We start from the raw sequence: 20,645 nt of genomic DNA, 5'->3' as shown, positions 1-20,645 counted from the left end.
TCCCACACCATTTGGAGGGCGTTATCTGGAGGAAGCGAGCAATGTCTGAAGCGACCGATGGGACGTCCGGCCCGGCCGATACCGGGAAATTCGAGCGCGACCGCGCCCGGGTGGAAAGCGGTTTTTGGCCCAAGATCCGTCGCCTCGCCGCCAAGGTCCCGTTCCTCAATGATCTGGTCGCCGCCTATTACTGCGCCCTCGATCCGAAATCACCGTTCCAGGTCCGCGCCGTTCTGATGGGGGCGCTCGCCTATTTCGTTCTGCCGGTCGACATCATCCCGGACTTCATCGCCCTGTTCGGTTTCGCCGATGACGCGACGGTGCTCTATGGCGCGGTCAAGACGGTTGCCAAACACATCACGCCGGAACACCGTGAGAAGGCCGCGGCAGCCATCGCCATGCTGGAGACCTAAGATTCGTTGCGCCGGCGCGCTTCGCGCTGCGCGATGTAGATCGTGCTGGCGATGATGAGGGCGGCCCCCATCAGGGTCCAGCGATCGGGAAGCTCGGCGAAGGCAAAGAAGCCGATCGCACCGGCAAAGAGCAGGCGCAGGTAATCGAACGGCGCCACCACCGAAGCCTCGCCGGCCTTGAAGGCCAGGATCCACCAATATTGCGACAAGGCGCCCGTGGCGCCGATGATGCAAAGCTGCAGCCATTGCAGGGGCGTCGGCCATTGCCAGAACCAGATCGCCGGGGGTGCCACCAAGGCAGTGGCGATGATGCCGTAATAGAACAGCATGACGAGCGGCGTTTCGCTGGCCGGCAGACGTTTGAGGATCGTAATCAGGATGGCGATCGAAAAGGCGTCGCCCAAGGCCAGCAGCGCCCAGGCATCGAACGCCCCGCTTCCCGGCCGCATCATTACGAGCACGCCCAGGAACCCGACAAAGGTCGCCGCCCAGCGACGCCAGCGCACGTCTTCTTTTAGAATGAAGACTGCAAGCACCACGGCAAAGAGCGGCTTGGTGAAGCTGAGCGCCGTATAGGTCGCGAGCTCCAGCTTGGCGATGCCGAGATAGGCACAGGCCATGGCGACAATACCCAGCACAGAACGCCAGACATGGGCCTTCATATGCTGGGTGTGAAGCGCCTGCGGCCCCGCCCGCAGAATGAAGGGAAAGAGAGCCACGAAGCCGAACAGGCAACGGAAGAAGGTGATCTCGAAGGTGTTGATCCCGGCCGTGCCGGCAAGCTTCACGAAGGCCGCCATGACGGAAAAGCCGAGACCGCAGAGCGCCATCCAGATGCAGCCCCGGGCATTTCCCGGCAGAGCGAGGAACGCAGCCTTCATCGGGCATCGTCCTTCGTCGGCAGGACCGGCGCCGTGCCGGGCTGGGCGCTATCCGCCGTGGCCTGGGTCGCGGCCGCCTGGGTCGCCTTGGCATGGCGAAGGAAGGCTTCGCGCTGAGCGATATAGATGCCGGCGCCGATGATCACCGCCGAGCCGATCCAGAACCAGGTATCCGGGTGCTCGCCGAACCAGAACACGCCCAGGATCACGGTGAAGATGAGGCGCGAATAATCGTAAGGCACGATCGCGGAGGCATCGGCAAGGGCGAAGGCATGAGTCCAGCAGAGATGGCCCAAAGTGCCGAAGAGACCGAGCGCCACCACATAAGGCCAGGCTTCGAGGCTGGGCCAGGACCAGACGAACGTGGCGGGGACGAGGGCCAGCGGTGTGGCGAGCAAGACCATATAGGTGACAATCGCCTGCGAGCTTTCCGAACGCGATAGTGTCTTGACGATGATGGTCACCGTGGCCGTCAGAAAGGCGCTGACGATGATCAACCCTTCGCCGATGCCGATCCCGGCCAAACTGTCGCCGGACCAGGGCTGGAGAATCAGCAGCACGCCGCAGAAACCAAGCAGCGTCGCCGACCAGCGGCGGATGCGGACCCGCTCCTTGAGAATGAGGGCCGCCATGATGGTGGCAAAGAGTGGCGCGGTGAAGCTGAGTGAGGTCGCATTCGCAATGGGAAGAAAGGCGAGACCCGTGAAGCCGCACATCATCGAGACGACGCTGATCGACGAGCGGAAAAGGTAGGTGCCGAAGCGGCCGGTCCGGAGGCTGCCGAAGCCATGGCGCCACAGCCAGGGGATCATAAAAACGAAGCCGAAGAGGTTGCGCCAAAAGGCGGTCACGAAGCCATGGAGCTCGGTGGAGAGATGCTTCACCGTGGCGCTCAGGAGGGCGAAGAAAATGCAGGCGCCCAGGGCCAGGAGCGCCGCCAAGAGGGGATCCGGGATGCGACGTCTGATCTGGTCGAAACTTGTCATGTTGATGTCGGGAATCGTCTTGCCAGGAGGTGCGCGGGCCCGGAAGATGCGCCCGAAAGGCACAGTAAGGGCCTATCAGGGCAATAAAAAGGCTCGACAACGCGGCCAAGCCTTGCATTTTCCGCAAGGCCGGGCAGTTTGGGCCGTTGTTGCGGCGCGGTAACGAGGGGAAGAGTGATGGACGGATTGCTGTGGCAGCCCAGCGAAGAGGTGATCGCGGCCGCCAACATGACCAAGTTTCGTACCCAGGTGGCGCGGGACTGGCAGGTCAGCCTGAAAGACAGCACCGAGCTTTGGCAATGGTCGGTGAACGAAAGCGAGAAGTTCTGGCTGTCGCTGTGGCGCTTCTGCGAGGTGATCGGCGACGGTCCCGGCCATGTCGTGCTGGCCGACGGCGACAAAATGCCGGGCGCCCGCTTCTTCCCCGAAGCCAAGATCAACATCGCCGAAAACATCCTGCGCTTCTCGAAACCGGGTGACGACCAGGACGCCATCGTCTTCTGGGGCGAGGACAAGGTGAAGCGTCGCCTCAGCCATGGGGATGTGCATGACAAGGTCGCCGCTCTCGCCGCTCATTTCCGTGGCATGGGGCTGAAAGCGGGCGACCGCATCGCCGGCTTCGTGCCGAACATGCCGGAGAGTTTCATCGCTGCGATGGCCGCGGCCTCGATCGGTTGCGTCTGGTCCTCCTGCTCGCCGGATTTCGGTGTCCAGGGTGTCCTCGACCGCTTCGGCCAGATCGAACCCAGGGTGCTGATCACCGCCGACGGCTATTGGTATAACGGCAAGAGCCATGACAGCCTGGGCCGCGCCGCCGAATTCCTGGCGAAGCTGCCCAGCGTCGAAGAAGTGCTGGTCATTCCCTATATCAGCGAGAATCCCGACGTCAGCAAAGTCCCGAACGGCCGCAACATCAATGACGTGATCGCCGCCAATGCCGGCGCGGACCTCCGCTTCACACGGGTCGATTTCAACCATCCGCTCTACATCATGTTCTCGAGCGGCACGACGGGCGTTCCAAAATGCATCGTCCATGGCCAGGGCGGCACGCTGCTGCAGCACCTCAAGGAACATCGCCTGCACAGCGACGTGAAGCCGGGCGACCGGGTCTTCTACTTCACCACCTGCGGCTGGATGATGTGGAACTGGCTGATCTCGGGATTGGGCTCGGGCGCCACTTTACTGCTCTATGACGGCTCGCCCTTCGCGCCCGACGGCAACATTCTCTTTGATTACGCCCAGGCGGAGAAATGCACTTTCTTCGGCACGTCGGCGAAATACATCGATGCCTGCGCCAAGGCCGGCATCGATCCCATCCGCACCCATGATCTTGCCAGCATGCGCACGATCGCCTCGACCGGCTCGCCTTTGGCGCCGGAGAGTTTCGATTACGTCTATGAGCACATCAAAAAGGATGTGTGTCTCTCGTCGATCTCGGGCGGCACCGACATCGTCTCCTGTTTCATGCTGGGCAACCCCACCGGCGCCGTCTGGCGCGGCGAGATCCAGATGCGCGGCCTCGGCATGAAGGTCGAGGTCTGGGACGAGAACGGCAAGCCGGTGAAGGGCGAGAAAGGCGAACTGGTTTGTGCCGCTCCCTTCCCCTGCATGCCGGTCGGCTTCTGGAACGATGAAGGCGGCAAGCGTTACAAGGCGGCCTATTTCGAGCGTTATCCCAATATCTGGCATCACGGCGATTATGTCGAACTGACCGAGCATGACGGCATCGTCGTTTATGGCCGTTCGGACGCCGTGCTCAATCCCGGCGGCGTGCGGATCGGCACCGCCGAGATCTATCGCCAGGTCGAACAATTGCCAGAAATCCTGGAGAGCATCGTCATCGGCCAGGATTGGCAATCGGATGTGCGCGTCGTGCTCTTCGTGCGGCTGCGGCCGGGCGTGAAGCTGACCGAGGAACTGAAGAAAAAGATCAGCAACCAGATCCGCGCCAATACGACGCCGCGCCATGTGCCGGCGAAGATCATCGCGGTCACCGACATTCCGCGCACCAAATCCGGCAAGATCGTCGAGCTTGCCGTCCGTGACGTGGTGCATGGCCGTGCCGTGAAAAATCAGGAAGCGCTCGCCAATCCGGAAGCGCTCGCCCTCTACGCCAATATTGCGGAGCTCAAATCTTGACGCTTCACGCCAATCCCTGGCTCGCCGGGGTCGCCGCTCCACCCATTGCGGAAGCACAAGGCTGGATCGAAGGCCGCACTTTCCCGACGGAAAAACCGCTCATCGATGTCTGCCAAGCGGTGCCGGGTTACGCGCCGCCGCCGGCGCTGACGCAGCACATGGCCGAGGCTCTCCAGCATCCCTCGACCCATCGCTATACCGACATCACGGGTCTCCCCGATCTCTGTACGGCCCTTGCCGCGGATATCGGCCGCAGCTTCGGCCTTGGCGAGAAACCTTCGGTCACGGCCGAGAATGTGATGATCACGGCGGGCTGCAATCAGGCTTATTGCCTGGCAACGGCGGCACTTGCGAAGGCGGGCGACGAGATCATCCTGCCCCTCCCCTATTACTTCAATTACCAGATGTGGCTGGAAATGATCGGCGTGACGGCGCGCCATGTCGGCTTCCGCCCGGAGGCCGGTGGCCTGCCCGACCTTATGGAGATCGAGGCGGTGATCAGCGCAAAGACACGCGCTCTCGTCCTCATCTCGCCCAACAATCCGACCGGCTCGGTCTATCCGCCGGAATACCTGCTGGCGGCCTTGGAACTCTGCAAGCGGGCCGGAATCGCACTCATCCTCGATGAGACCTATCGCGATTTCATGCCCCATGACGAGCCGCCGCATCAGCTCTTCCACACACCGTGCTGGGAGGGACATCTCGTCCATCTCTACAGTTTCTCGAAGGTGTTCTGCCTCACTGGTTATCGGGTGGGTGCCATCGTCGCCGATCCGAAGCTGATCGAAGAGATCGGCAAGGCGATGGATTGTGTCGCCATCTGCGCGCCGCGCATCGGCCAGATCGCGGCCATCCATGGCCTCAAAGCCCTCGATGATTGGCGCCATGGCAACACGAAGCTGATGCGGGACCGATTGGCGGCTTTGCGAGATGCCTTCACCCGCAACGATCTCGGCTATGAAGTGGTGAGTGCCGGCGCCTATTTCGCCTATGTGAAGCACCCGCATCGCGGCCGCAAGGCGACGGACGTGGCGCGGCGATTGGCGGACAAGCAGAATTTGCTGGCTCTTCCTGGGTCGATGTTCGGGCCGGGCCAGGAGGATTATCTCCGAATCGCCTTTGCCAATGTGGACGCCACGAAAATGCCGGAAATCGCCGCACGGCTGGCGGCCGATGCGGTGGATGAGGCTTGGTGATTAAGGCCGGATCTCGATCGGCGTGCCGAGTTCGACCGCGTTCCAGACCACATCCATCGCGTAATTGCTGACGCCGATGCAGCCATCGGTGAGGGCCGAGCGGGTGAGGAAGCGCCACCATTGGCGCTGGCCGTGGATCATGATGCCGCCGCCGGGATCCTGGCCATTGGCCGCCGCGGCCGCCGCCTGCTTCTTGGAAGGGTAGGACACCAGGATCGAGCGGTAATGCGTCGAGTCCGGGTTGCTCCAGATGAGGCGGTATTTGCCTTCCGGCGTGCGCTGATCGCCTTCGGCGCGCTTCTGACCGGCGGGCTTCTTGCCAAGCGACACGGCGGTCGAAAAAATGACCTCTCCATCGCGCAGGAGTGAAAGCGACCGCGCACTCTTGTCGACCAGCACCTTGTCGATCGGACCGATGGCGAAAGCGGTGACCGGACCGGCGAGAACGAAGATCGCCGCCAGGACGAGCGCCACCATCGTCAGCACAGCGAAGAGGCGATGGAACCGGCGTGGCCGCGCACTATTGCGCGGTACGGCCTCCAGCCAAATCTCTGCCGCCGTGATGTCAGTCATGGGAGTCGAGCAAGGCCTGCAACTCAGTCCATTCGCGTTTGCCGAGACCGCTCGATTCCTGAGTGACCTTTTCACCGGCGAGGCGGCGCTTCACCACCGCAAGCGCATTCTTCGACAGGGTGGCGGCACCCAGGCGATGCTGCACGAAAGCCTCGTAGCATTGCGGGACCCAGCGCTTCAGCACATCCAGCATCGCCTCGGCATAGACGCGGATCTCGTATTGCGCATGGGCATCGGCACGCAGCGAGAGGAAATGCATGAAATTGTGGAGATCGATCTTCCAATACCACTGGGTATAGAAATTGAGGCTCAAATTCATGCGGGCGAGTTCGCGCGCCAGGCCGGGACGCGAGGCATCGACCGGCTCGCCGCTTTCGGTTTCGTTCAGCATGTCGACGTAATGGTCATAGACCTGGGTCGAATCCGCCTTCAAGAGATCCAGCACGCGCTGCGCCTCGGCACCCTGAAGCACGTCGCCGCGACCCTGTCGGTTGACCGCGGATTGCGCGGCGAGATGCTCCGGCGCCGGAATATAGAATTCCCGGTCGAGGATCGAATAGCGCGCCGAATATTCGTTCACGTTTGCCGTGCGGTGGCGGATCCATTGCCGCGCCACGAAGATCGGCATCTTCACGTGGAACTTGATTTCGCACATCTCGAACGGGGTCGAGTGGCGGTGACGCATCAGATAATGGATGAGCCCCTGGTCTTCGGAAACCTTCTTGGTGCCGCGGCCATAGGAGACGCGGGCGGCCTGGACCACCGCGTTATCATCGCCCATGTAATCGATGACCCGGACGAGGCCGTGATCCAGCACCGGGATGGCCTCATAGAGAATCTCCTCCAGCGCCGGGGCGACGGCGCGGCGGGTCGGGCGCTGTTCCGCGCGCTGTTCCTCGATCTGCGCCAATTGCTCGGGGGAGAGAGCCATGCCGGTTCCTGCCTGAAGTCGGGGTCAAAATGCCGGATTCCGACTCGGGAAGCTCCCGTTCCGGACCGGTCGGGCGTTTTACCGGGAACCGAGGTCCGCAACAAGGGTATGCACCCATATCGAAGCGGGCCTTTCACATCTCGGCGGCGGCGCCTATATTAGGGATGTCGGGCAACCGACTATGGCGATAAACGCCTTGTGGAATAAGCGTTACGGACCCGGGGGCGGTACCCGGCGCCTCCACCATAAATCCTTGCGCCGCAGCCGGTTAGGGCTAGAGCGAGGGATCCATGGGGGCGAAATAGGATCGACGTGCGCGGTAAAGACATGGCTTTTGCTCGGTATGGTACCCGCCGTTATCGGGCCGAACCTAGAGATGCCAACGACAACGTTGCATCCGATCTCCGTATGGCTGCCTAACATCCCTAACGGGCTGTAAGTAGCTAACGAGAACGCGGTACCCGGGGGGCGCCGGGCAACAGAAAGCCCCCCACCTGATTTCCGGTGCCGGCACAGTCATGGTACAGGCAGTGGCACGGCGGGGGCTATAATCAGCCGGGATCGGGCGCATGATGGTGGGAGACGGGACTACAAAATGGCGAAGGATTGGTTGCGCTATGACCAGATGGTCGAGGATGCGTTGCGCGGGGTTGTTCGGCGCGCATTGACCGAGGCTGCCCTGAGCGGGCTGCCCGGTGATCATCATTTCTATATCACCTTCCGCACCGACAATCCGACGGTCCGCATTCCCGGCCACCTCAAGGCACAATACCCGCGCGAGATGACCATCGTCCTGCAGCATCAGTTCTGGGATCTGCATGTCGCCGATGAGAGCTTCACGGTCACCCTGAGCTTTGGTGGCAAACACGAGCCGCTGCACATCCCCTTTAACACCATCGTGAGCTTTGCCGACCCATCGGTGAAGTTCGCGCTGCAATTCGATTCCGGCGAAGCCGAGAACGATGATGAATTGCTGGAAGGCGATGAGGCAGATGCGGCGGAGCCCACCCTGGCGCTGGAAAAACCGGCCGCAAAGCCGGCACTCGCCGATCAGCGCCCGGGAGCCGACGGCGAGTCGGATGCAGCGGCCAGCAGCGCCACCGTGGTGGCGCTCGACGCTTTCCGTAAAAAGCAGCAGTAAACCCCAGGCTTTCCGCCACCTTCGTACCGACGCATCCCGCGAAATTGTCGCGATACTATTTCCGCGCTTGACGCGGTGAAACGTCGCACCTATTTTGCCGCCACCTCTCGAACAAGGAGGAGGACCGTCGAATGACTCAACGCCACCGAAACAGCTGCACCGCAGCCTGAGATTCGCCTCGGCCGACGCGCTGAAGGCGCGTCGATGATTCCCTTGTTCTCCGGACTTTTCTCAACTCCAACCGCGTAACGTCGGCATAACTTCGCCGCCTTCGGCTGCCTCGCTTGCGAGGCTTGCTGTAGGCCCGACGCCATTCCGGAACTCTCAAGGCATCAGACCACGCGCCAGCTTCTGTCCTTCCAAGGACAGCGCCAGGCCAAGGCGATTCTCACTCACAACAAACCCCGATCTGGCCGCCGGCCGTTCGCCCCTTTTTGGTGCGTTCGACGGAACGGATGAACTTTGCCGTCAGCCAGGACAATTCAAACCCAAGAAGGAAACGTGACATGCCGATCAATCTCAATCTGTGGAACCTGATGCTGGGTCGATGGCTGAACCCGGGCCGCGATGGCACCGATTTGACCACCCACGCCAGACGCGACGGCACCCAGCACCGCGAAGGCGGTGAAGGCAGGTGGAGGGACCGACCACCACCACTCAACCTGACCCGGTTGTCGCCGCATCTGCGGCGCGATATCGGGTTGGATATGGACCGGGTCTAAACCCAGTCAGGGTCCTGGTTCGGTGATCCGGGGTTCGGTGATCCGAGCCAGGCGCTGGCTGGCGCAGAGCGCTATCTGCAGGATCTGGGCGCGCCGGCGATTGCCATTGAGCGGCATCGCCGGTGCCTCCCTGAGGATCGCGCCGCCATGGCGGTCGGCAACGATGAGCCCGCAATCCTCGGGCAGGATGTCGCGCGGAAACTCGGCCGCCACCGCGAAGAAAAAACGATCGCAGAAGGCGCGATATTCCGGCCATTTCTGATCAGCGCGGAAATCGGCCCGCGATGATTTCACCTCGACGATGATGATCTCGCCGGCGGCGTTGAGGGCGACGATATCGGCCCGGCGCCGGACCCGCAGCGGAAATTCGGCCAGGGCCGCGTAGCCGAGATCCTCGAAGAGACGCATCACGCCCCGCGCAATATCCAGGGCAACCGGCGGTTCGCTCAGCATGTCGGTCAGCATGTCGATCGGCGCGATCTCGGCCATGACCCTTCCTCCCATTCATCCCAGCTTGCCGTCTTGTTCCTGGTTTGTCCATCATCTGCCGCCCTTGCCGGACGGGTGCCGGACAGATATTTCAGGGTGGGACAGGATGCGGGGGCGAAGGGTCCGGGATGAGCGTTGCAGGGAACGGCCGACAACCGGGCTTGATTCGTCGTCTCTGGCGCCTCTTCACCCGTATCCTCGGGCTTTTTCTGCTGATTTCGGTCCTGCTCACCGCGGTCTATGCCTGGCTGCCGCCGCCGGTTACCCCGCTGATGCTGCTGCGCGTGTTGGAAGGGAACTGGATCCACAAGGATTGGGAAGCCTACGACAACATTTCGCCCCACCTGCCCCGCGCCATCATCGCCGCCGAGGACGCCAAATTCTGCCAGCATCGCGGCTTCGATTGGGAATCGATCGAGAAGGCGTGGAAGCGGAACCAGGCAGGGAAACGCATCCGCGGCGGTTCGACCATCAGCAACCAGACCGCCAAGAACGTGTTCCTCTGGCCGGATCGCTCCTATATCCGCAAAGGCGTCGAATTCTATTTCACCGGCCTCATCGAACTCACCTGGACCAAGAAGCGCATTCTTGAGGTCTATATGAATGTCGTCGAGTTCGGCCCCGGCATCTATGGCGCCGAGGCCGCGGCGGAGGCGCATTTCGGGAAAACGGCGAAGGATCTGACGCGGCGCGAAGCCGCCTTGCTGGCGGCGGTCCTGCCCAATCCCATTCGCTGGTCCGCGTCAAAGCCCACCAGCTACATCCGTAGCCGCGCCGGCACGATCCAGGCACGCATGAACGATGTGCCGGACCCGACCGGCGATCCTTGCGTCAGGGCAGTGCCGGCGGAATAGATTTCAGTCGGTACCGAGCGGCGTGATCCGGCCAGGTCCCTCAATACGCAGGGGGCGCGCATTGGCGACCGGCGCATCGGCATCAGTGAGACCCAGCGCCCGGATCAGCACCCGGAACGAGCCGGAATGGGCCACGATCAATGATGGGCCCGTCGCAGTGGCATCCCCGAACGCGGCCAGCGTGCGCTGCGCGAAGTCGGCCAGCGTCTCACCACCCTCCGGCGCCTTGGCGCGTAACGGCCGCCGATCTTGCGGCCCACCTTGATAGATTCCCCAATGCCGTTCGCTGAGGCCATCAGCAATGGAAACCGGCAACGACAATTTGGCGGCGACGAGCTCCGCCGTTGCCTTGCAGCGCTGCAGGGGCGAACTCCAGATCGCAGCAATCGCTTCGCCATGGAGCAAATCCGCCGCCCGCCTTGCTTGCCAGAGGCCGGTCTCGTTCAAGGGAATATCCGTCTGCCCCATGACGCGGCGCGCAAGGTTCCAATCGGTTTCGCCGTGACGGAGGAAGTAGAACGGATAGCTGAAACTCATGCAGGAATCTCGGTCATGTCGCCGGCGAAAGTCAGATGAGTGCCTTCGAAATGCGGGCGCCATTCGGCCAGCGTCGTGCGCGAAAAAGCGGGGACCAGCATCTTTGGCTGAAGGGTCGCCACCAGCGCCCGCAACTCGGAAAGGATCGGGTGCACGTTCCAGCGCAGGGAAAGTGCCCGACCGGCAGCAACGAGATCGGCGGCCCGCGTGCCTTCCGCCACATAGCCGGTGAAGATGATCGGTTCGCCGGCCTGGAGCCATTGTTCCGCGAGGGACGCGGCAGGCCCGCCCTCGAGATCGGCGCCGGCGGCGATAGTGACGGCATCGATCGGGCCCGCTTCGGGCACAGTTTCGGCAAGGCGCTGCACCTCCGCGCGCGCACCTGGCCGCAGGCAGGCATGATCGTCGGCGGCCATGCGCCGCGCCGCCTCGCGCACTGTTGGACAAAGACGTGGCACCCTGCCCGTCCGCATCAATTCCAGCGCCATCTCGACCGCGCGGCCGGCGGGTGGTGCCGGCAGCAATACCGGCCGATCGAGATGCACGAAGAGATCTTGCCGGCGCTGCGATTGCGCGGTGTCGTCGAGACCATAGGAGCCGTCGATGATCACGGCATCGGCCGGTGGCGGCGCATCATAGGCGTAGAGCGCAGAATGCGCGCAGTGATCACCCATATAGAGCAGGCTGCCATCCGGCGTGCCGAGATGCAGCCAGATTCCCCCCGGCGCATGACCGGAGCGGCCGGTCACGACCGAAACCCCCGGATACTCGATGCGCTCGCCGAGCGGCACCGTCTGACTGGTGAGGTCGAAGGCCGCGGCGATGGCCCGCGCCACCGGCGCCGTTGCAACAAGCGGCGGCCGGCCAATCTCATCGTAGAGTCCAAGGCCGCCGATATGATCCGGGTGCTGATGGCTGAAGAGCAACGCGTCGACAGGATCGCCGATTCGCGCGACAGGCGGCAGCAAGCCGCGCTGCGGTCCCTGCCCCAGATCGAGCAACAGGCGGCGCCCGCTGGCTTCGACCAGAAAGCAGGCCGGTCCTTTGCGGCCCGTCCCGGAGATGGCTTGAAAACGCATGCTCATGTCGTTCCGGCAATCATCACGTTTATGACAATCCGATGATTTTGTGCGGCGCAACGCGCATTCTTCATTGCGACGGGAAGTCCCCTTGCCTATCGTCGCGGCCGGCGACGGAACAGCCATAACATGGTCTTTTCCCGCAGCCTAGTCGGAGCAAATGGAGAGACATCTTATGCGCCTTTCTGCCATCCGCGCCCGTCTTGCGGCGAGCGTCATGACCATCGTCGCGGGCACCACTTTCGCCGGGATTGCCGGCGCCCAGGAAAAGCTGGTTCTCTATACTTCCCAGCCGGCCGAGCAGATGGAAGCGGTGCTGCAGAAGTTCAAGGCGGTCAATCCCGGCATCGAAATCGAGATGTTCCGCTCCGGCACCACCGAGATCATGAACAAGCTGCAGGCCGAAATGGCCGCGGGCGAGCCGAAAGCCGATGTTCTCTTGGTGGCCGACAGCGTCACCATGGACGACCTCAAGGCGCAGGACATGCTGCAGCCCTATAGCGAGGCCGATGTCTCGCGTCTGCCAGAAAGTCAGTACGACAAGGACAAGACCTATTTCGGCACTAAGCTGATCACCACCGGCATCATCTACAACACGGCCGCCGGCAAACCGAAGCCGACATCCTGGCAGGACCTGCTGAGCGAGGATGCCAAGGGCCAGGTCATCATGCCGAGCCCGCTCTATTCAGGCGCAGCGGTGATTCACGTCGGCACCATGGCGGCACAGCCGGAATTCGGCTGGGAATATTTCGAGAAGCTGGCCGATAACGACGCCATCGCGGTCAAGGGCAACGGTGCCGTGCGCGACGCGGTGGCCCGTGGCGAGAAAGCCTATGGCGTCATCGTCGAATACATGGCCTTCGATCAGAAGACGAAAGGTTCGCCGGTCGATTTCGTCTTCCCGGCCGAAGGTGTGACCGCGATCAACCAGCCGGTCGGTATCCTGAAAACCGCGAAGAATGTCGCCGCCGCGAAGAAGTTCATCGATTACCAGCTCTCGGACGACGCGCAGAAGGATGCCGTGACACAGGCCTATTTCCCGCTGGTGAAAGGGATCGAGCCGCCTGCCGGCTATCCGGACCCCGCCGGCCTCAAAATCATCTCGACCGATCCGGCGGTTCTCCTGAAGGGCACGGAAGAGACCAAGAAGCGTTTCGCGGATCTCTATGGCGGCTGATCCAGCGGCGCACGCCGCCACCCCACGGCGGCGCCTCATTTCCAGGCTGAGACCCAGCGGCGAGCATCTCCTGCTCGCCGCTGCGGCGTTTTACGTGGGCGTTCTGTGCGTCCTGCCGCTGGCGCGCCTGTTCATGGAAGCGCTGGGCGGAGAGAGCGGCGGGATCGCCTTCATTTGGGAAATCGCTACCTCGCGGGCCGCGCGCATCGCGACCTGGCATTCGATCGAGGCAAGCCTCGGCTCGGTGCTGGTCTCGATCGTCATCGGCACGGCCTTCGCCCTGATCATCGGCCTCACCGATGTGCGGCTGCGGGCGCCCCTGGTCTTCACGCTGCTGCTGCCGATGTTGATTCCGGCGCAGATCACGGCTTTGGCCTGGCTGGAACTCACCGGCCCGGCCAGCACCATCCTGGGGCCGCTCGGCTTTGCCCCGGCCCCCGGCACCCGCAACTGGCTCTATTCCCGCGAAGGCATCATCCTTCTCATGGGTATCGAACATTCGACCATGGTGTTTCTGGCAGTGCGGGCCGGGCTGCGCGGCTTGCCGCGCGACCTCATCGAAGCAGCGCAGGCGGCCGGCGCAAAACCCGCCCGTGTCATATTGGCGATCATTCTGCCGCTGCTGCGGCCGGCCCTGATCGCCGGCGCGGCATTGGCCTTTGTCGGCGCCATCGGCAATTTCGGTATCCCCGCCATCCTTGGTATTCCCGGCCGCTATCCGATGCTGACCGCCCTCATCTATCAGCGCCTGAGCGGCTTCGGCCCCAAGGTGCTGGGCGATGTGGCAGCCCTCTCGATGATCCTCGCTTTGCTGGCCGCCGCCGGCCTGCTGGTGCAGTTTCTCGCGTCGGGCCGGCGTCATGTGACGGTGACCGGCTTCACGGCTTTAGGCCCCGTCTATCGTCTCGGCCGCTGGCGCCCCCTCGTGGAAATGGTGCTCTGGGTGACATTGCTTTTTATCGCCGTGCTGCCCTTGCTGGCGCTGGTCGGTACCTCGCTGGTGCAGGCACTGGGCGTTGCTCTCGATCTTGAAACGATGACCTGGGCGCATTACGCGACGGCCTTTGCCAACGATGCCGTGCGGCGCGCGCTGGTCAATTCGCTCTGGCTGGCCGCCGCCGCCGCCGCGGCCTCGCTGCTGGTGAGTTTGCCGCTCGGCTACCTCATTACCTGCCGGCGGTCACGTCCCGCGCAGGTGCTGAGCGCCATCGCGGATGCCCCCTTCGCACTCCCCGGCATCGTGCTTTCGATCGCCATGATCCTTACTTTCCTGAAGCCGCTGCCGATCATCGGCGTCAGCCTCTATGGCACGGCGGCCATCATCCTTATCGCCTATCTGGCGCGCTTTCTGGCATCTGGATTGCGGCCCACCATCGCCGGGATGGCGCAGTTGGATCCGGCGCTGGAAGACGCGGCCCGGGTCGCGGGCGCGGGGCTGATACGGCGGCTGACGACGATCATCTTTCCCATGGCGGCACCCGCCGCCATCGCCGGGGCGCTGCTGATCTTCATGAGTGCCTATAACGAGCTCACGGTGTCCGCTTTGCTGTGGAGCACCGGGACGGAAACGATCGGCGTCATGATCTTCAATCTTTATGACGAGGGCAATGCGACGGCCGCCGCCGCTGCCTCGGTGCTCTCGCTGCTGGTGACGCTTTCCGCAGCCGGCCTTGCAAGCCTGCTGGCCCGTCGCCTTCCCTATGGAGTTTTGCCATGGCAAGCATAGTCATCGACCGCGCCGAGAAACTGTTCGGCAGCAGCAAGGCCCTGGCCGGTGTCAGTCTGGACATCAAGAGCGGCGAGTTCGTGGCATTGGTCGGCCCGTCGGGCTGCGGCAAGACGACCTTGCTGCGCCTCATTGCCGGATTCGAACGGCTGGATAGCGGCGCCATTACGGTGGGTGGTGCGACGCTGTCCTCGGGCAGCCATCATGTGCCGACGGAAGAGCGCGGCATCGGCATGGTGTTCCAGTCCTACGCCCTGTGGCCGCATATGAATGTCGCCGAGAACGTCGCCTTCGCGCTCAGGGTCCGCGGCATCGCAGTGCCGGAGCGCAAACGCCTGGTCGAGGAAGCGCTCGCCATGGTGGGCATGAGCGAGCTCGGCCATCGCATGCCGGCAGCTCTTTCGGGTGGACAGCGGCAGCGCGTGGCGCTTGCCCGCTGCATGGCCATGCATCCCAGCGTGATCCTGCTCGACGAACCGCTCGCCAATCTCGATGTACATCTGCGGGAATCGATGCAGGACGAATTCCGCGCTTTTCATGCCCGCACCGGCGCCACGATGATCTATGTCACGCACGATCAATCAGAAGCACTCGCCTTGGCCGACCGCGTCGCCGTGATGATGGGCGGCGAATTGCGCCAGGTGGCGGCACCGGCGGCCCTCTATCAGGAACCGGCTGATGCCGATGTCGGCCGGTTCATCGGCCGCGGCATGATCGTGCCCTGCGAGATTCTGTCGGTAGCAAGCGACGGCACCTGCCGCGCCCGGATCATGGATCATGAAACCATCCTGCGCTGCCCCGCGGATCTGCGCCCAGGCATCCGCCGCGCCTGCCTGCGGGCGGAAGCCTTGCGCTTCGCCCGGCACGGCGAGGTCGGTATTCCGGCCCTGGTGCGATCCGTCACCTTCCAGGGCGCCAATGTCGCCATCGACGCCGCCGTATCGGACATCATGCTCCGGGCGGTCGTGCCGGCGCATCAGGCGGCGGCTCTGGACAGCGAAGTCACCCTGGTTATCGAAGACGGCTGGGTCCTGCCCCATACCTGATTAACCATGACTCTGCCGGCATGTCGCGGCACAATATCGTGCCATGCCCACGATCGGCAGCATCATCAATGGCGGCCAAGGCCAGGTCATTGCCCGCGTGCCCGGCGGGCCGGCCGGTACGCAGAGCTATCTCGTCCGCAAATTGGCGGGGGAGCAGGCTGCGCCGACCGATGCCAGCGCCCGGCCATCGGGAACGACAAATGCCGCCAGCAATGTTCCCGGCCAGCTCAGCCCTGAAGAAAAGCGCATCATCGCCGAATTGCAGCAGCGCGATCGCGCGGTCCGCAATGAGGAGGAGCGCCATGCTGCGACCGCCGGGCAATATGCCGGCGAGCCGCAATACACATTCCGCCGCGGGCCCGATGGCAAGATGTACGCGGTGGAAGGCAAAGTGCCGATCCGCCTGGGCAGCGCGGCATCCGGAGAAGATCAGGAAAAGGCTCTGCGACGCGTACAGGCCGCGGCCGTATCCGTGCAATCGCCGTCATCGGGCGATTTCGCGGCGGTGGCCGGCGCTGCTGCGAGCCTTGCGGCACAGGAAAGCGGCACTACCACTTCGGACGTGGAAAAACGGCGGGAAGCGGAACGTGCCTATCGCGATGGACAGAAGAATGCCGAGGCCAGCGAAGAGGCCGCCAATCTCGCCCGCGAACTCTTTGGTGCCATCGCCGATCAGCGTATCTAGGCGGCGTCGCCCACGACGTCGAAACCTGCGTCCTCGATCGCTGTCACAACCCTGGCGCGGTCGGTTGCGCCTGAAACCTTGACCTTGCCAGCGGTGATATCGACTTCGACCTCACTCCCCGGGGCCGCAGCCGCCAGGGCTTTCTTGATCGAACTGGCACAGCCGCCGCAGGTGATGCCGTCAACCTTCAAATTCAACATGACCGTGATCTCCGCCGGGTAAGGAATGACCGGAATATGGGGCCTCCCATCGTGGGAAGGTCAAGGCGTGGCCGGGGCCGTACCGGAAATTTTCGCAAGCACTCCTTGAAACAGATCATATTTAGATATATCTAAATACTGTCAATAAGACAGAAAGAGAAGGATTACTATGTTTTTCAAACACTTATGCAACCACGCCGAAAAGCGGCACGCCCGCGATGACTGGGATATGGGGCATAAATCCGGCCGGCATCACGGCTTCGGCGGCCGTCATGGCGGCCCAGGGCGCCACGGCTTCGGGCGCGGCAAGTTCGGCCGCGTCTTCGATCATGGCGATTTGCGCCTCGTCATCCTGCATCTGATCGCCGAGAAGCCGCGCTATGGCTATGAGGTGATCAAGGCGATCGAAGAAAAATTGGCCGGCGCCTACACCCCGAGCCCCGGCGTGGTCTATCCCACCCTGACTCTGCTCGAGGAAACGGGCTATGCCACGGTGAGCGAGGTCGAGGGCAACAGGAAGCTCTATGCCGTCACCGATGCCGGCAAGGCGCATCTCGCCGAGAACGGCGACGCGATCGCCGGCATCCTGCGGCGGATCGAGGAGACCCATGCCGCCCAGGGCGGCGGACCGGCCCCGCAGATCCTGCGCGGTATGGAAAACCTGAAGATGGCCCTGCGCCTGCGGCTCTCGCAAGGGAGACTCACCCAGGAGCAGAACCGCGCCATTGCCGCAGCGCTGGACCAGGCTGCGCAAGCGATCGAAGAGATTTGAAGAAAGCCAATCAGATGTCGCAACTGACTTCCATCGCCCGCGTCGCGACAAGCGCGCCGGCACGTTACATGGGCCAATTGTGCAAGCATTTCGCCCACAAGATTCCGGCCAGCCATGACGCGGAAACCGGCCGAATCGAATTTCCCTTCGGCCTTTGCGAACTCGCTGTCGGCAATGATCTACTGGCGATGACCGTGAGCGCGGCGGATGCGGAATCGCTGGCACGCATGGAGGAGGTGATCGCCAGCCATCTCCTGCGTTTTGCCTTCCGCGAACCGCCGGAGATCACCTGGAAACGCGACAACGCTTAGCAGATCGGCTCAGTGCGGCTGCTCTTTCACCTTGAGGAACCGTACCTTGGGGTGATCCGCTTGCGCGCGGTCGAGATGCCAGGCATTGCGGGCCAGGAAGACGGGATCGCCGTTGTGATCCTTGCCCATGCTGGCCCGGGTCTCGTCCATAAGGGCTTTCAGAGCCACAGGATCGTCACTTTCCACCCAGCGCGCGGTGTGAAGGCTGGTGGGCTCGAAGCGCACGGGGAGGCCGTATTCCGTGCGGATGCGGTCTGCGAGCACCTCGAACTGCAGGGCGCCCACCACACCGACGATATAATCGGTGCCGATCTCCGGCCGGAAGACGCGGGCAGCCCCCTCCTCCGCCAATTGCTCAAGGGCCTTGCCGAGATGCTTGGCCCGCAAGGGATCGTCGGCGCGGACACTTTGCAGATATTCCGGTGCGAAGCTGGGGATGCCGGTGAAGTGCAGCGCCTCGCCTTCGGTCAGCGTATCGCCGATGCGGAGATTGCCGTGATTGGGGATGCCGAGGATGTCGCCGGCAAAGGCCTCTTCCGCGATCTCTCGATCCTGGGCCAGGAACACGACCGGGTTGTGGAGATTGATCTGCTTGCCGGACCGGACGTGCAGCATTTTCATGCCGCGCTGGAACTGGCCGGAACAGAGACGGAAGAAGGCGATGCGATCGCGATGCTTGGGATCCATATTGGCTTGGATCTTGAACACGAAGCCGCTGGCCTTCTCCTCGGTCGGCTCAACGTCGCGCGTGGTCGTGTGCTGCACGCGCGGCGGCGGCGCCATTTCCGCAAGACCGGCCAGCAACTCGCCGACGCCGAAATTGTTGACGGCAGAGCCGAAATAGACCGGTGAGAGATGGCCTTCGCGATAGGCCTGGAGGTCGAACGGCTTCATCAACCCGCGCGCCATCTCGACATCCTCGCGCAGGCGTGATGCTTCATCCGGTTTCAAATGCTGATCGAGTGCGGGATCATCGATCCCCTTGATCTCGATATTGTCGTCGCCTTGCTTGCCGCCGCGTTCGAACAGAAACAGGCGGTCCTTCAAGAGATCAAAGCAACCCTTGAAGGTCTTGCCCATGCCGATGGGCCAGGAAGCCGGCGTCACGTCGAGTGCCAACTGTTCTTCGATCTCGCTCAGGAGGTCGATCGGCTCGCGGCCCTCGCGGTCCATCTTGTTGATGAAGGTGACGATCGGCACGTCCCTGAGACGACATGCCTCGAACAGCTTCAGGGTCTGTGACTCAATGCCTTTCGCGGCATCGATCACCATGACCGCGCTGTCGACAGCGGTCAGCGTCCGATAGGTGTCTTCCGAGAAGTCCTCGTGGCCTGGCGTGTCGAGCAAATTGAAGGCGCAGTTTTTGTATTCGAAACTCATCACCGAGGCGGTAACGGAAATGCCGCGCTCGCGCTCGACCTTCATCCAGTCGGAGCGTGCGCGCCGCTGCTCGCCGCGTGCCTTGACGGCACCCGCCAGCTGAATGGCGCCACCGAACAGCAGCAGCTTTTCGGTGAGCGTTGTCTTGCCGGCATCGGGATGGGCGATGATCGCGAACGTGCGGCGCCGCGAGACTTCGTTGGGCAGATTGGCCATGTCGATCTCAAAGTGGGATTTGGCCGCAATCTAAGGCTTTTGGCGGGATTTTCCACTCCAATCGCACGCCCGCGCGTAAATCGATGCCGTTGATTATTCAGGCCTTTTTTGAGCTCACCAGCATGACGCCACCCAACACGAAGGCCCCACCCAGAATCTGCTCCAGCGACACGCTTTCGCCCAGGAACAGCCAGGCGAAGAAGATCGTGGCGACCGGACCGACCGAGCCGATGATCGAGACCTTGGCGGCACCGATCAGCTGGATCGCCTTGGCGGTCAGGAAGATCGGCAGGATGGTCGAGACGATCGCCATGGCGAGGGCATAGGCATAAACCTGCCAGGGCTGGCTCACGGCATCCGTGAGTGGGCTCTGGATGAGGAAATGGCCGATGCAGGAGATGGCGGCCACTGTGGTTGCCAGCGCCGCAAAGCGCGTCGAACCGAGGCGTGCCGTCATCTGACCGGACCCCACAAGGTAGATCGCATAGGTGATCATGCACATGAAGACGAGGCCGCCGCCGATCAGCGTCGCCGCCTGGTCGCCGGTGACGCGGACGTCGTGCACGAAGGCGATGGCGATGCCGATATAGGAAAGCGCCATGGCACCCATGGCACGCGTCGTGATCGGCTTCTTCAGGAGATAGACCGAGATCAGCACGACGACGGTGGGATAGAGGAAGAGGATGAGGCGCTCAAGACCGGCCGAGATGTATTGCAGGCCCAGAAAATCGAGCAGGCTGGAGAGGTAATAGCCGACGAAACCCAGGAACAGGATGGCGCGCCAATCCCGAGGGCTGATCGGTGCCGCGGCACCCCGCCCGGTCCACCACGCGGCCCCCAGCAGCACCGGCAGGGAGAAGGTCATGCGCAGAGCCAGCAGCAGAACGGCATCGACGCCGTAGAGATAGGCGAGCTTGACGAAGATCGCTTTCATCGAGAAGGCGGCGGAGGCGATGAAGGCGAGCCAAACGCCGCGATGAGCGAGCATGGGAGCGGTTCCGGACCAAAAGCGGGATGCTGGTTCCGGCAGAGTAAACAAGGACAGATGGGCTGAGTAGCCGAGATTGTGACGCTCCCGCAGCCCGGAATTGCATAGCATCGGTTGACATCCCGCCATGGAATGCGCATTTCTGAGAGCGAGCCCGCCGCCTGGCCCGAGGTTCATTCCCCCATCCTGCAACCAATTGCGAC

Annotated in this window: 22 protein-coding genes and 1 other RNA gene; 13 read left to right on the top strand and 10 right to left on the bottom strand. The window is 62.9% G+C overall.

Going from position 1 to position 20,645, the window contains the following annotated elements:
• The first annotated feature begins 41 nt into the window (after positions 1–41).
• On the top strand, positions 42–413 hold the full coding sequence (locus ACE3PR_RS02610; RefSeq protein ID WP_374367822.1) for a YkvA family protein: 372 nt from the start codon (positions 42–44) through the stop codon (positions 411–413).
• Here the strand turns inward: ACE3PR_RS02610 and ACE3PR_RS02605 are convergent.
• Both ACE3PR_RS02605 and ACE3PR_RS02600 read right to left on the bottom strand, forming a co-directional pair.
• On the bottom strand, positions 410–1,294 hold the full coding sequence (locus ACE3PR_RS02605; RefSeq protein ID WP_374367820.1) for a DMT family transporter: 885 nt from the start codon (positions 1,292–1,294) through the stop codon (positions 410–412). The two genes, ACE3PR_RS02610 and ACE3PR_RS02605, sit on opposite strands and share 4 nt — an antisense overlap.
• Entirely contained in the window at positions 1,291–2,280 is a 990-nt protein-coding gene (locus tag ACE3PR_RS02600; RefSeq protein WP_374367818.1) for a DMT family transporter, read from the bottom strand. The genes ACE3PR_RS02605 and ACE3PR_RS02600 overlap by 4 nt, the downstream gene beginning before the upstream one ends.
• Before the next feature lie 177 nt (positions 2,281–2,457).
• Between ACE3PR_RS02600 and ACE3PR_RS02595 the strand changes: the two genes are divergently transcribed.
• Both ACE3PR_RS02595 and ACE3PR_RS02590 read left to right on the top strand, forming a co-directional pair.
• Positions 2,458–4,419 carry an acetoacetate--CoA ligase gene (locus ACE3PR_RS02595; protein ID WP_374367816.1) on the top strand — a complete coding sequence of 654 codons (1,962 nt, stop codon included), beginning with the start codon at positions 2,458–2,460 and terminating at the stop codon, positions 4,417–4,419.
• Positions 4,416–5,615, top strand: a complete 1,200-nt coding sequence (locus ACE3PR_RS02590) for an aminotransferase (RefSeq protein ID WP_374367814.1) — start codon at positions 4,416–4,418, stop codon at positions 5,613–5,615. Before ACE3PR_RS02595 ends, ACE3PR_RS02590 begins: the two co-directional genes overlap by 4 nt.
• Here the strand turns inward: ACE3PR_RS02590 and ACE3PR_RS02585 are convergent, their stop codons facing one another.
• The gene (locus ACE3PR_RS02585; protein ID WP_374367812.1) at positions 5,616–6,188 is read right to left on the bottom strand and encodes a murein L,D-transpeptidase family protein; all 573 of its coding nucleotides are present in this window, start codon (positions 6,186–6,188) and stop codon (positions 5,616–5,618) included.
• Positions 6,181–7,119, bottom strand: coding sequence for an FAD-dependent thymidylate synthase (thyX, locus tag ACE3PR_RS02580; RefSeq protein ID WP_374367810.1), 939 nt, complete (start codon positions 7,117–7,119; stop codon positions 6,181–6,183). The genes ACE3PR_RS02585 and thyX overlap by 8 nt, the downstream gene beginning before the upstream one ends.
• Before the next feature lie 127 nt (positions 7,120–7,246).
• Between thyX and ssrA the strand changes: the two genes are divergently transcribed.
• From ssrA to ACE3PR_RS02565, 3 genes are all read left to right on the top strand, one after another.
• Positions 7,247–7,614: a transfer-messenger RNA gene (gene ssrA, locus ACE3PR_RS02575) on the top strand.
• Positions 7,615–7,744: 130 nt separating this feature from the next.
• A complete protein-coding gene (locus tag ACE3PR_RS02570) occupies positions 7,745–8,260 on the top strand; it encodes an SspB family protein (RefSeq protein ID WP_374367808.1) in 516 nt (171 codons plus the stop codon).
• 506 nt (positions 8,261–8,766) lie between these two features.
• Entirely contained in the window at positions 8,767–8,982 is a 216-nt protein-coding gene (locus tag ACE3PR_RS02565) for a hypothetical protein (protein ID WP_374367806.1), read from the top strand.
• Positions 8,983–8,988: 6 nt separating this feature from the next.
• On the opposite strand, the gene ACE3PR_RS02560 is transcribed toward ACE3PR_RS02565, so the two are convergent.
• Complete coding sequence (locus tag ACE3PR_RS02560; RefSeq protein WP_374367804.1) at positions 8,989–9,471, bottom strand: MmcB family DNA repair protein; 483 nt, start codon at positions 9,469–9,471, stop codon at positions 8,989–8,991.
• 128 nt (positions 9,472–9,599) lie between these two features.
• Between ACE3PR_RS02560 and mtgA the strand changes: the two genes are divergently transcribed.
• The gene (mtgA, locus tag ACE3PR_RS02555; protein WP_374367802.1) at positions 9,600–10,325 is read left to right on the top strand and encodes a monofunctional biosynthetic peptidoglycan transglycosylase; all 726 of its coding nucleotides are present in this window, start codon (positions 9,600–9,602) and stop codon (positions 10,323–10,325) included.
• A 3-nt stretch (positions 10,326–10,328) separates the two neighbouring features.
• On the opposite strand, the gene ACE3PR_RS02550 is transcribed toward mtgA, so the two are convergent.
• Together ACE3PR_RS02550 and ACE3PR_RS02545 are read right to left on the bottom strand one after the other, a co-directional pair.
• Positions 10,329–10,862 (bottom strand): histidine phosphatase family protein, encoded by a 534-nt coding sequence (locus ACE3PR_RS02550; RefSeq protein WP_374367800.1) that lies wholly within the window; start codon positions 10,860–10,862, stop codon positions 10,329–10,331.
• Positions 10,859–11,947, bottom strand: coding sequence for an MBL fold metallo-hydrolase (locus tag ACE3PR_RS02545; RefSeq protein ID WP_374367798.1), 1,089 nt, complete (start codon positions 11,945–11,947; stop codon positions 10,859–10,861). The genes ACE3PR_RS02550 and ACE3PR_RS02545 overlap by 4 nt, the downstream gene beginning before the upstream one ends.
• 169 nt (positions 11,948–12,116) lie before the next feature.
• On the opposite strand from ACE3PR_RS02545, the gene ACE3PR_RS02540 reads away from it, so the two are divergent.
• From ACE3PR_RS02540 to ACE3PR_RS02525, 4 genes are read left to right on the top strand one after another with little or no spacing between them, the layout of a single operon-like run.
• The gene (locus ACE3PR_RS02540; protein ID WP_374367796.1) at positions 12,117–13,118 is read left to right on the top strand and encodes an ABC transporter substrate-binding protein; all 1,002 of its coding nucleotides are present in this window, start codon (positions 12,117–12,119) and stop codon (positions 13,116–13,118) included.
• On the top strand, positions 13,108–14,844 hold the full coding sequence (locus ACE3PR_RS02535; RefSeq protein WP_374367794.1) for an ABC transporter permease: 1,737 nt from the start codon (positions 13,108–13,110) through the stop codon (positions 14,842–14,844). Before ACE3PR_RS02540 ends, ACE3PR_RS02535 begins: the two co-directional genes overlap by 11 nt.
• Complete coding sequence (locus ACE3PR_RS02530; protein WP_374367792.1) at positions 14,832–15,890, top strand: ABC transporter ATP-binding protein; 1,059 nt, start codon at positions 14,832–14,834, stop codon at positions 15,888–15,890. Before ACE3PR_RS02535 ends, ACE3PR_RS02530 begins: the two co-directional genes overlap by 13 nt.
• A gap of 43 nt (positions 15,891–15,933) precedes the next feature.
• Positions 15,934–16,575 (top strand): putative metalloprotease CJM1_0395 family protein, encoded by a 642-nt coding sequence (locus ACE3PR_RS02525; protein WP_374367790.1) that lies wholly within the window; start codon positions 15,934–15,936, stop codon positions 16,573–16,575.
• Here ACE3PR_RS02525 and ACE3PR_RS02520 read toward each other — a convergent pair.
• A complete protein-coding gene (locus ACE3PR_RS02520) occupies positions 16,572–16,775 on the bottom strand; it encodes a heavy-metal-associated domain-containing protein (protein ID WP_374367787.1) in 204 nt (67 codons plus the stop codon). The two genes, ACE3PR_RS02525 and ACE3PR_RS02520, sit on opposite strands and share 4 nt — an antisense overlap.
• 169 nt (positions 16,776–16,944) lie before the next feature.
• On the opposite strand from ACE3PR_RS02520, the gene ACE3PR_RS02515 reads away from it, so the two are divergent.
• Both ACE3PR_RS02515 and ACE3PR_RS02510 read left to right on the top strand, forming a co-directional pair.
• The gene (locus ACE3PR_RS02515; RefSeq protein WP_374367785.1) at positions 16,945–17,547 is read left to right on the top strand and encodes a PadR family transcriptional regulator; all 603 of its coding nucleotides are present in this window, start codon (positions 16,945–16,947) and stop codon (positions 17,545–17,547) included.
• Between the two features lie 14 nt (positions 17,548–17,561).
• Complete coding sequence (locus ACE3PR_RS02510; protein ID WP_374367783.1) at positions 17,562–17,858, top strand: DUF2218 domain-containing protein; 297 nt, start codon at positions 17,562–17,564, stop codon at positions 17,856–17,858.
• Positions 17,859–17,867: 9 nt separating this feature from the next.
• Here ACE3PR_RS02510 and ACE3PR_RS02505 read toward each other — a convergent pair whose 3' ends face one another.
• Together ACE3PR_RS02505 and ACE3PR_RS02500 are read right to left on the bottom strand one after the other, a co-directional pair.
• On the bottom strand, positions 17,868–19,454 hold the full coding sequence (locus ACE3PR_RS02505) for a peptide chain release factor 3 (RefSeq protein ID WP_374367781.1): 1,587 nt from the start codon (positions 19,452–19,454) through the stop codon (positions 17,868–17,870).
• Positions 19,455–19,551: 97 nt separating this feature from the next.
• Positions 19,552–20,442 (bottom strand): DMT family transporter, encoded by an 891-nt coding sequence (locus ACE3PR_RS02500; protein WP_374367779.1) that lies wholly within the window; start codon positions 20,440–20,442, stop codon positions 19,552–19,554.
• Positions 20,443–20,645 lie beyond the last annotated feature (203 nt).

Origin of the sequence: Dongia sp. (assembly GCF_041909655.1) — a bacterium.
Lineage (GTDB): Bacteria > Pseudomonadota > Alphaproteobacteria > Dongiales > Dongiaceae > Dongia.
Note: the sequence above shows the minus strand (reverse complement) of the source record. Positions and strands in the feature narration are given on the sequence as shown.

Excerpts from the sequence above, each read along its gene's own strand:
- ACE3PR_RS02610 (WP_374367822.1), top strand. The coding sequence starts at position 42 with ATGTCTGAAGCGACCGATGGGACGTCCGGCCCGGCCGATACCGGGAAA.
- ACE3PR_RS02505 (WP_374367781.1), bottom strand. The coding sequence starts at position 19,454 with ATGGCCAATCTGCCCAACGAAGTCTCGCGGCGCCGCACGTTCGCGATC.
- ACE3PR_RS02540 (WP_374367796.1), top strand. The coding sequence starts at position 12,117 with ATGCGCCTTTCTGCCATCCGCGCCCGTCTTGCGGCGAGCGTCATGACC.
- ACE3PR_RS02560 (WP_374367804.1), bottom strand. The coding sequence starts at position 9,471 with ATGGCCGAGATCGCGCCGATCGACATGCTGACCGACATGCTGAGCGAA.
- ACE3PR_RS02520 (WP_374367787.1), bottom strand. The coding sequence starts at position 16,775 with ATGTTGAATTTGAAGGTTGACGGCATCACCTGCGGCGGCTGTGCCAGT.
- ACE3PR_RS02545 (WP_374367798.1), bottom strand. The coding sequence starts at position 11,947 with ATGAGCATGCGTTTTCAAGCCATCTCCGGGACGGGCCGCAAAGGACCG.
- ACE3PR_RS02525 (WP_374367790.1), top strand. The coding sequence starts at position 15,934 with ATGCCCACGATCGGCAGCATCATCAATGGCGGCCAAGGCCAGGTCATT.
- ACE3PR_RS02600 (WP_374367818.1), bottom strand. The coding sequence starts at position 2,280 with ATGACAAGTTTCGACCAGATCAGACGTCGCATCCCGGATCCCCTCTTG.
- ACE3PR_RS02550 (WP_374367800.1), bottom strand. The coding sequence starts at position 10,862 with ATGAGTTTCAGCTATCCGTTCTACTTCCTCCGTCACGGCGAAACCGAT.
- thyX (WP_374367810.1), bottom strand. The coding sequence starts at position 7,119 with ATGGCTCTCTCCCCCGAGCAATTGGCGCAGATCGAGGAACAGCGCGCG.
- mtgA (WP_374367802.1), top strand. The coding sequence starts at position 9,600 with ATGAGCGTTGCAGGGAACGGCCGACAACCGGGCTTGATTCGTCGTCTC.
- ACE3PR_RS02530 (WP_374367792.1), top strand. The coding sequence starts at position 14,832 with ATGGCAAGCATAGTCATCGACCGCGCCGAGAAACTGTTCGGCAGCAGC.
- ACE3PR_RS02500 (WP_374367779.1), bottom strand. The coding sequence starts at position 20,442 with ATGCTCGCTCATCGCGGCGTTTGGCTCGCCTTCATCGCCTCCGCCGCC.
- ACE3PR_RS02605 (WP_374367820.1), bottom strand. The coding sequence starts at position 1,294 with ATGAAGGCTGCGTTCCTCGCTCTGCCGGGAAATGCCCGGGGCTGCATC.
- ACE3PR_RS02565 (WP_374367806.1), top strand. The coding sequence starts at position 8,767 with ATGCCGATCAATCTCAATCTGTGGAACCTGATGCTGGGTCGATGGCTG.
- ACE3PR_RS02515 (WP_374367785.1), top strand. The coding sequence starts at position 16,945 with ATGTTTTTCAAACACTTATGCAACCACGCCGAAAAGCGGCACGCCCGC.
- ACE3PR_RS02585 (WP_374367812.1), bottom strand. The coding sequence starts at position 6,188 with ATGACTGACATCACGGCGGCAGAGATTTGGCTGGAGGCCGTACCGCGC.
- ACE3PR_RS02570 (WP_374367808.1), top strand. The coding sequence starts at position 7,745 with ATGGTCGAGGATGCGTTGCGCGGGGTTGTTCGGCGCGCATTGACCGAG.
- ACE3PR_RS02595 (WP_374367816.1), top strand. The coding sequence starts at position 2,458 with ATGGACGGATTGCTGTGGCAGCCCAGCGAAGAGGTGATCGCGGCCGCC.
- ACE3PR_RS02510 (WP_374367783.1), top strand. The coding sequence starts at position 17,562 with ATGTCGCAACTGACTTCCATCGCCCGCGTCGCGACAAGCGCGCCGGCA.
- ACE3PR_RS02535 (WP_374367794.1), top strand. The coding sequence starts at position 13,108 with ATGGCGGCTGATCCAGCGGCGCACGCCGCCACCCCACGGCGGCGCCTC.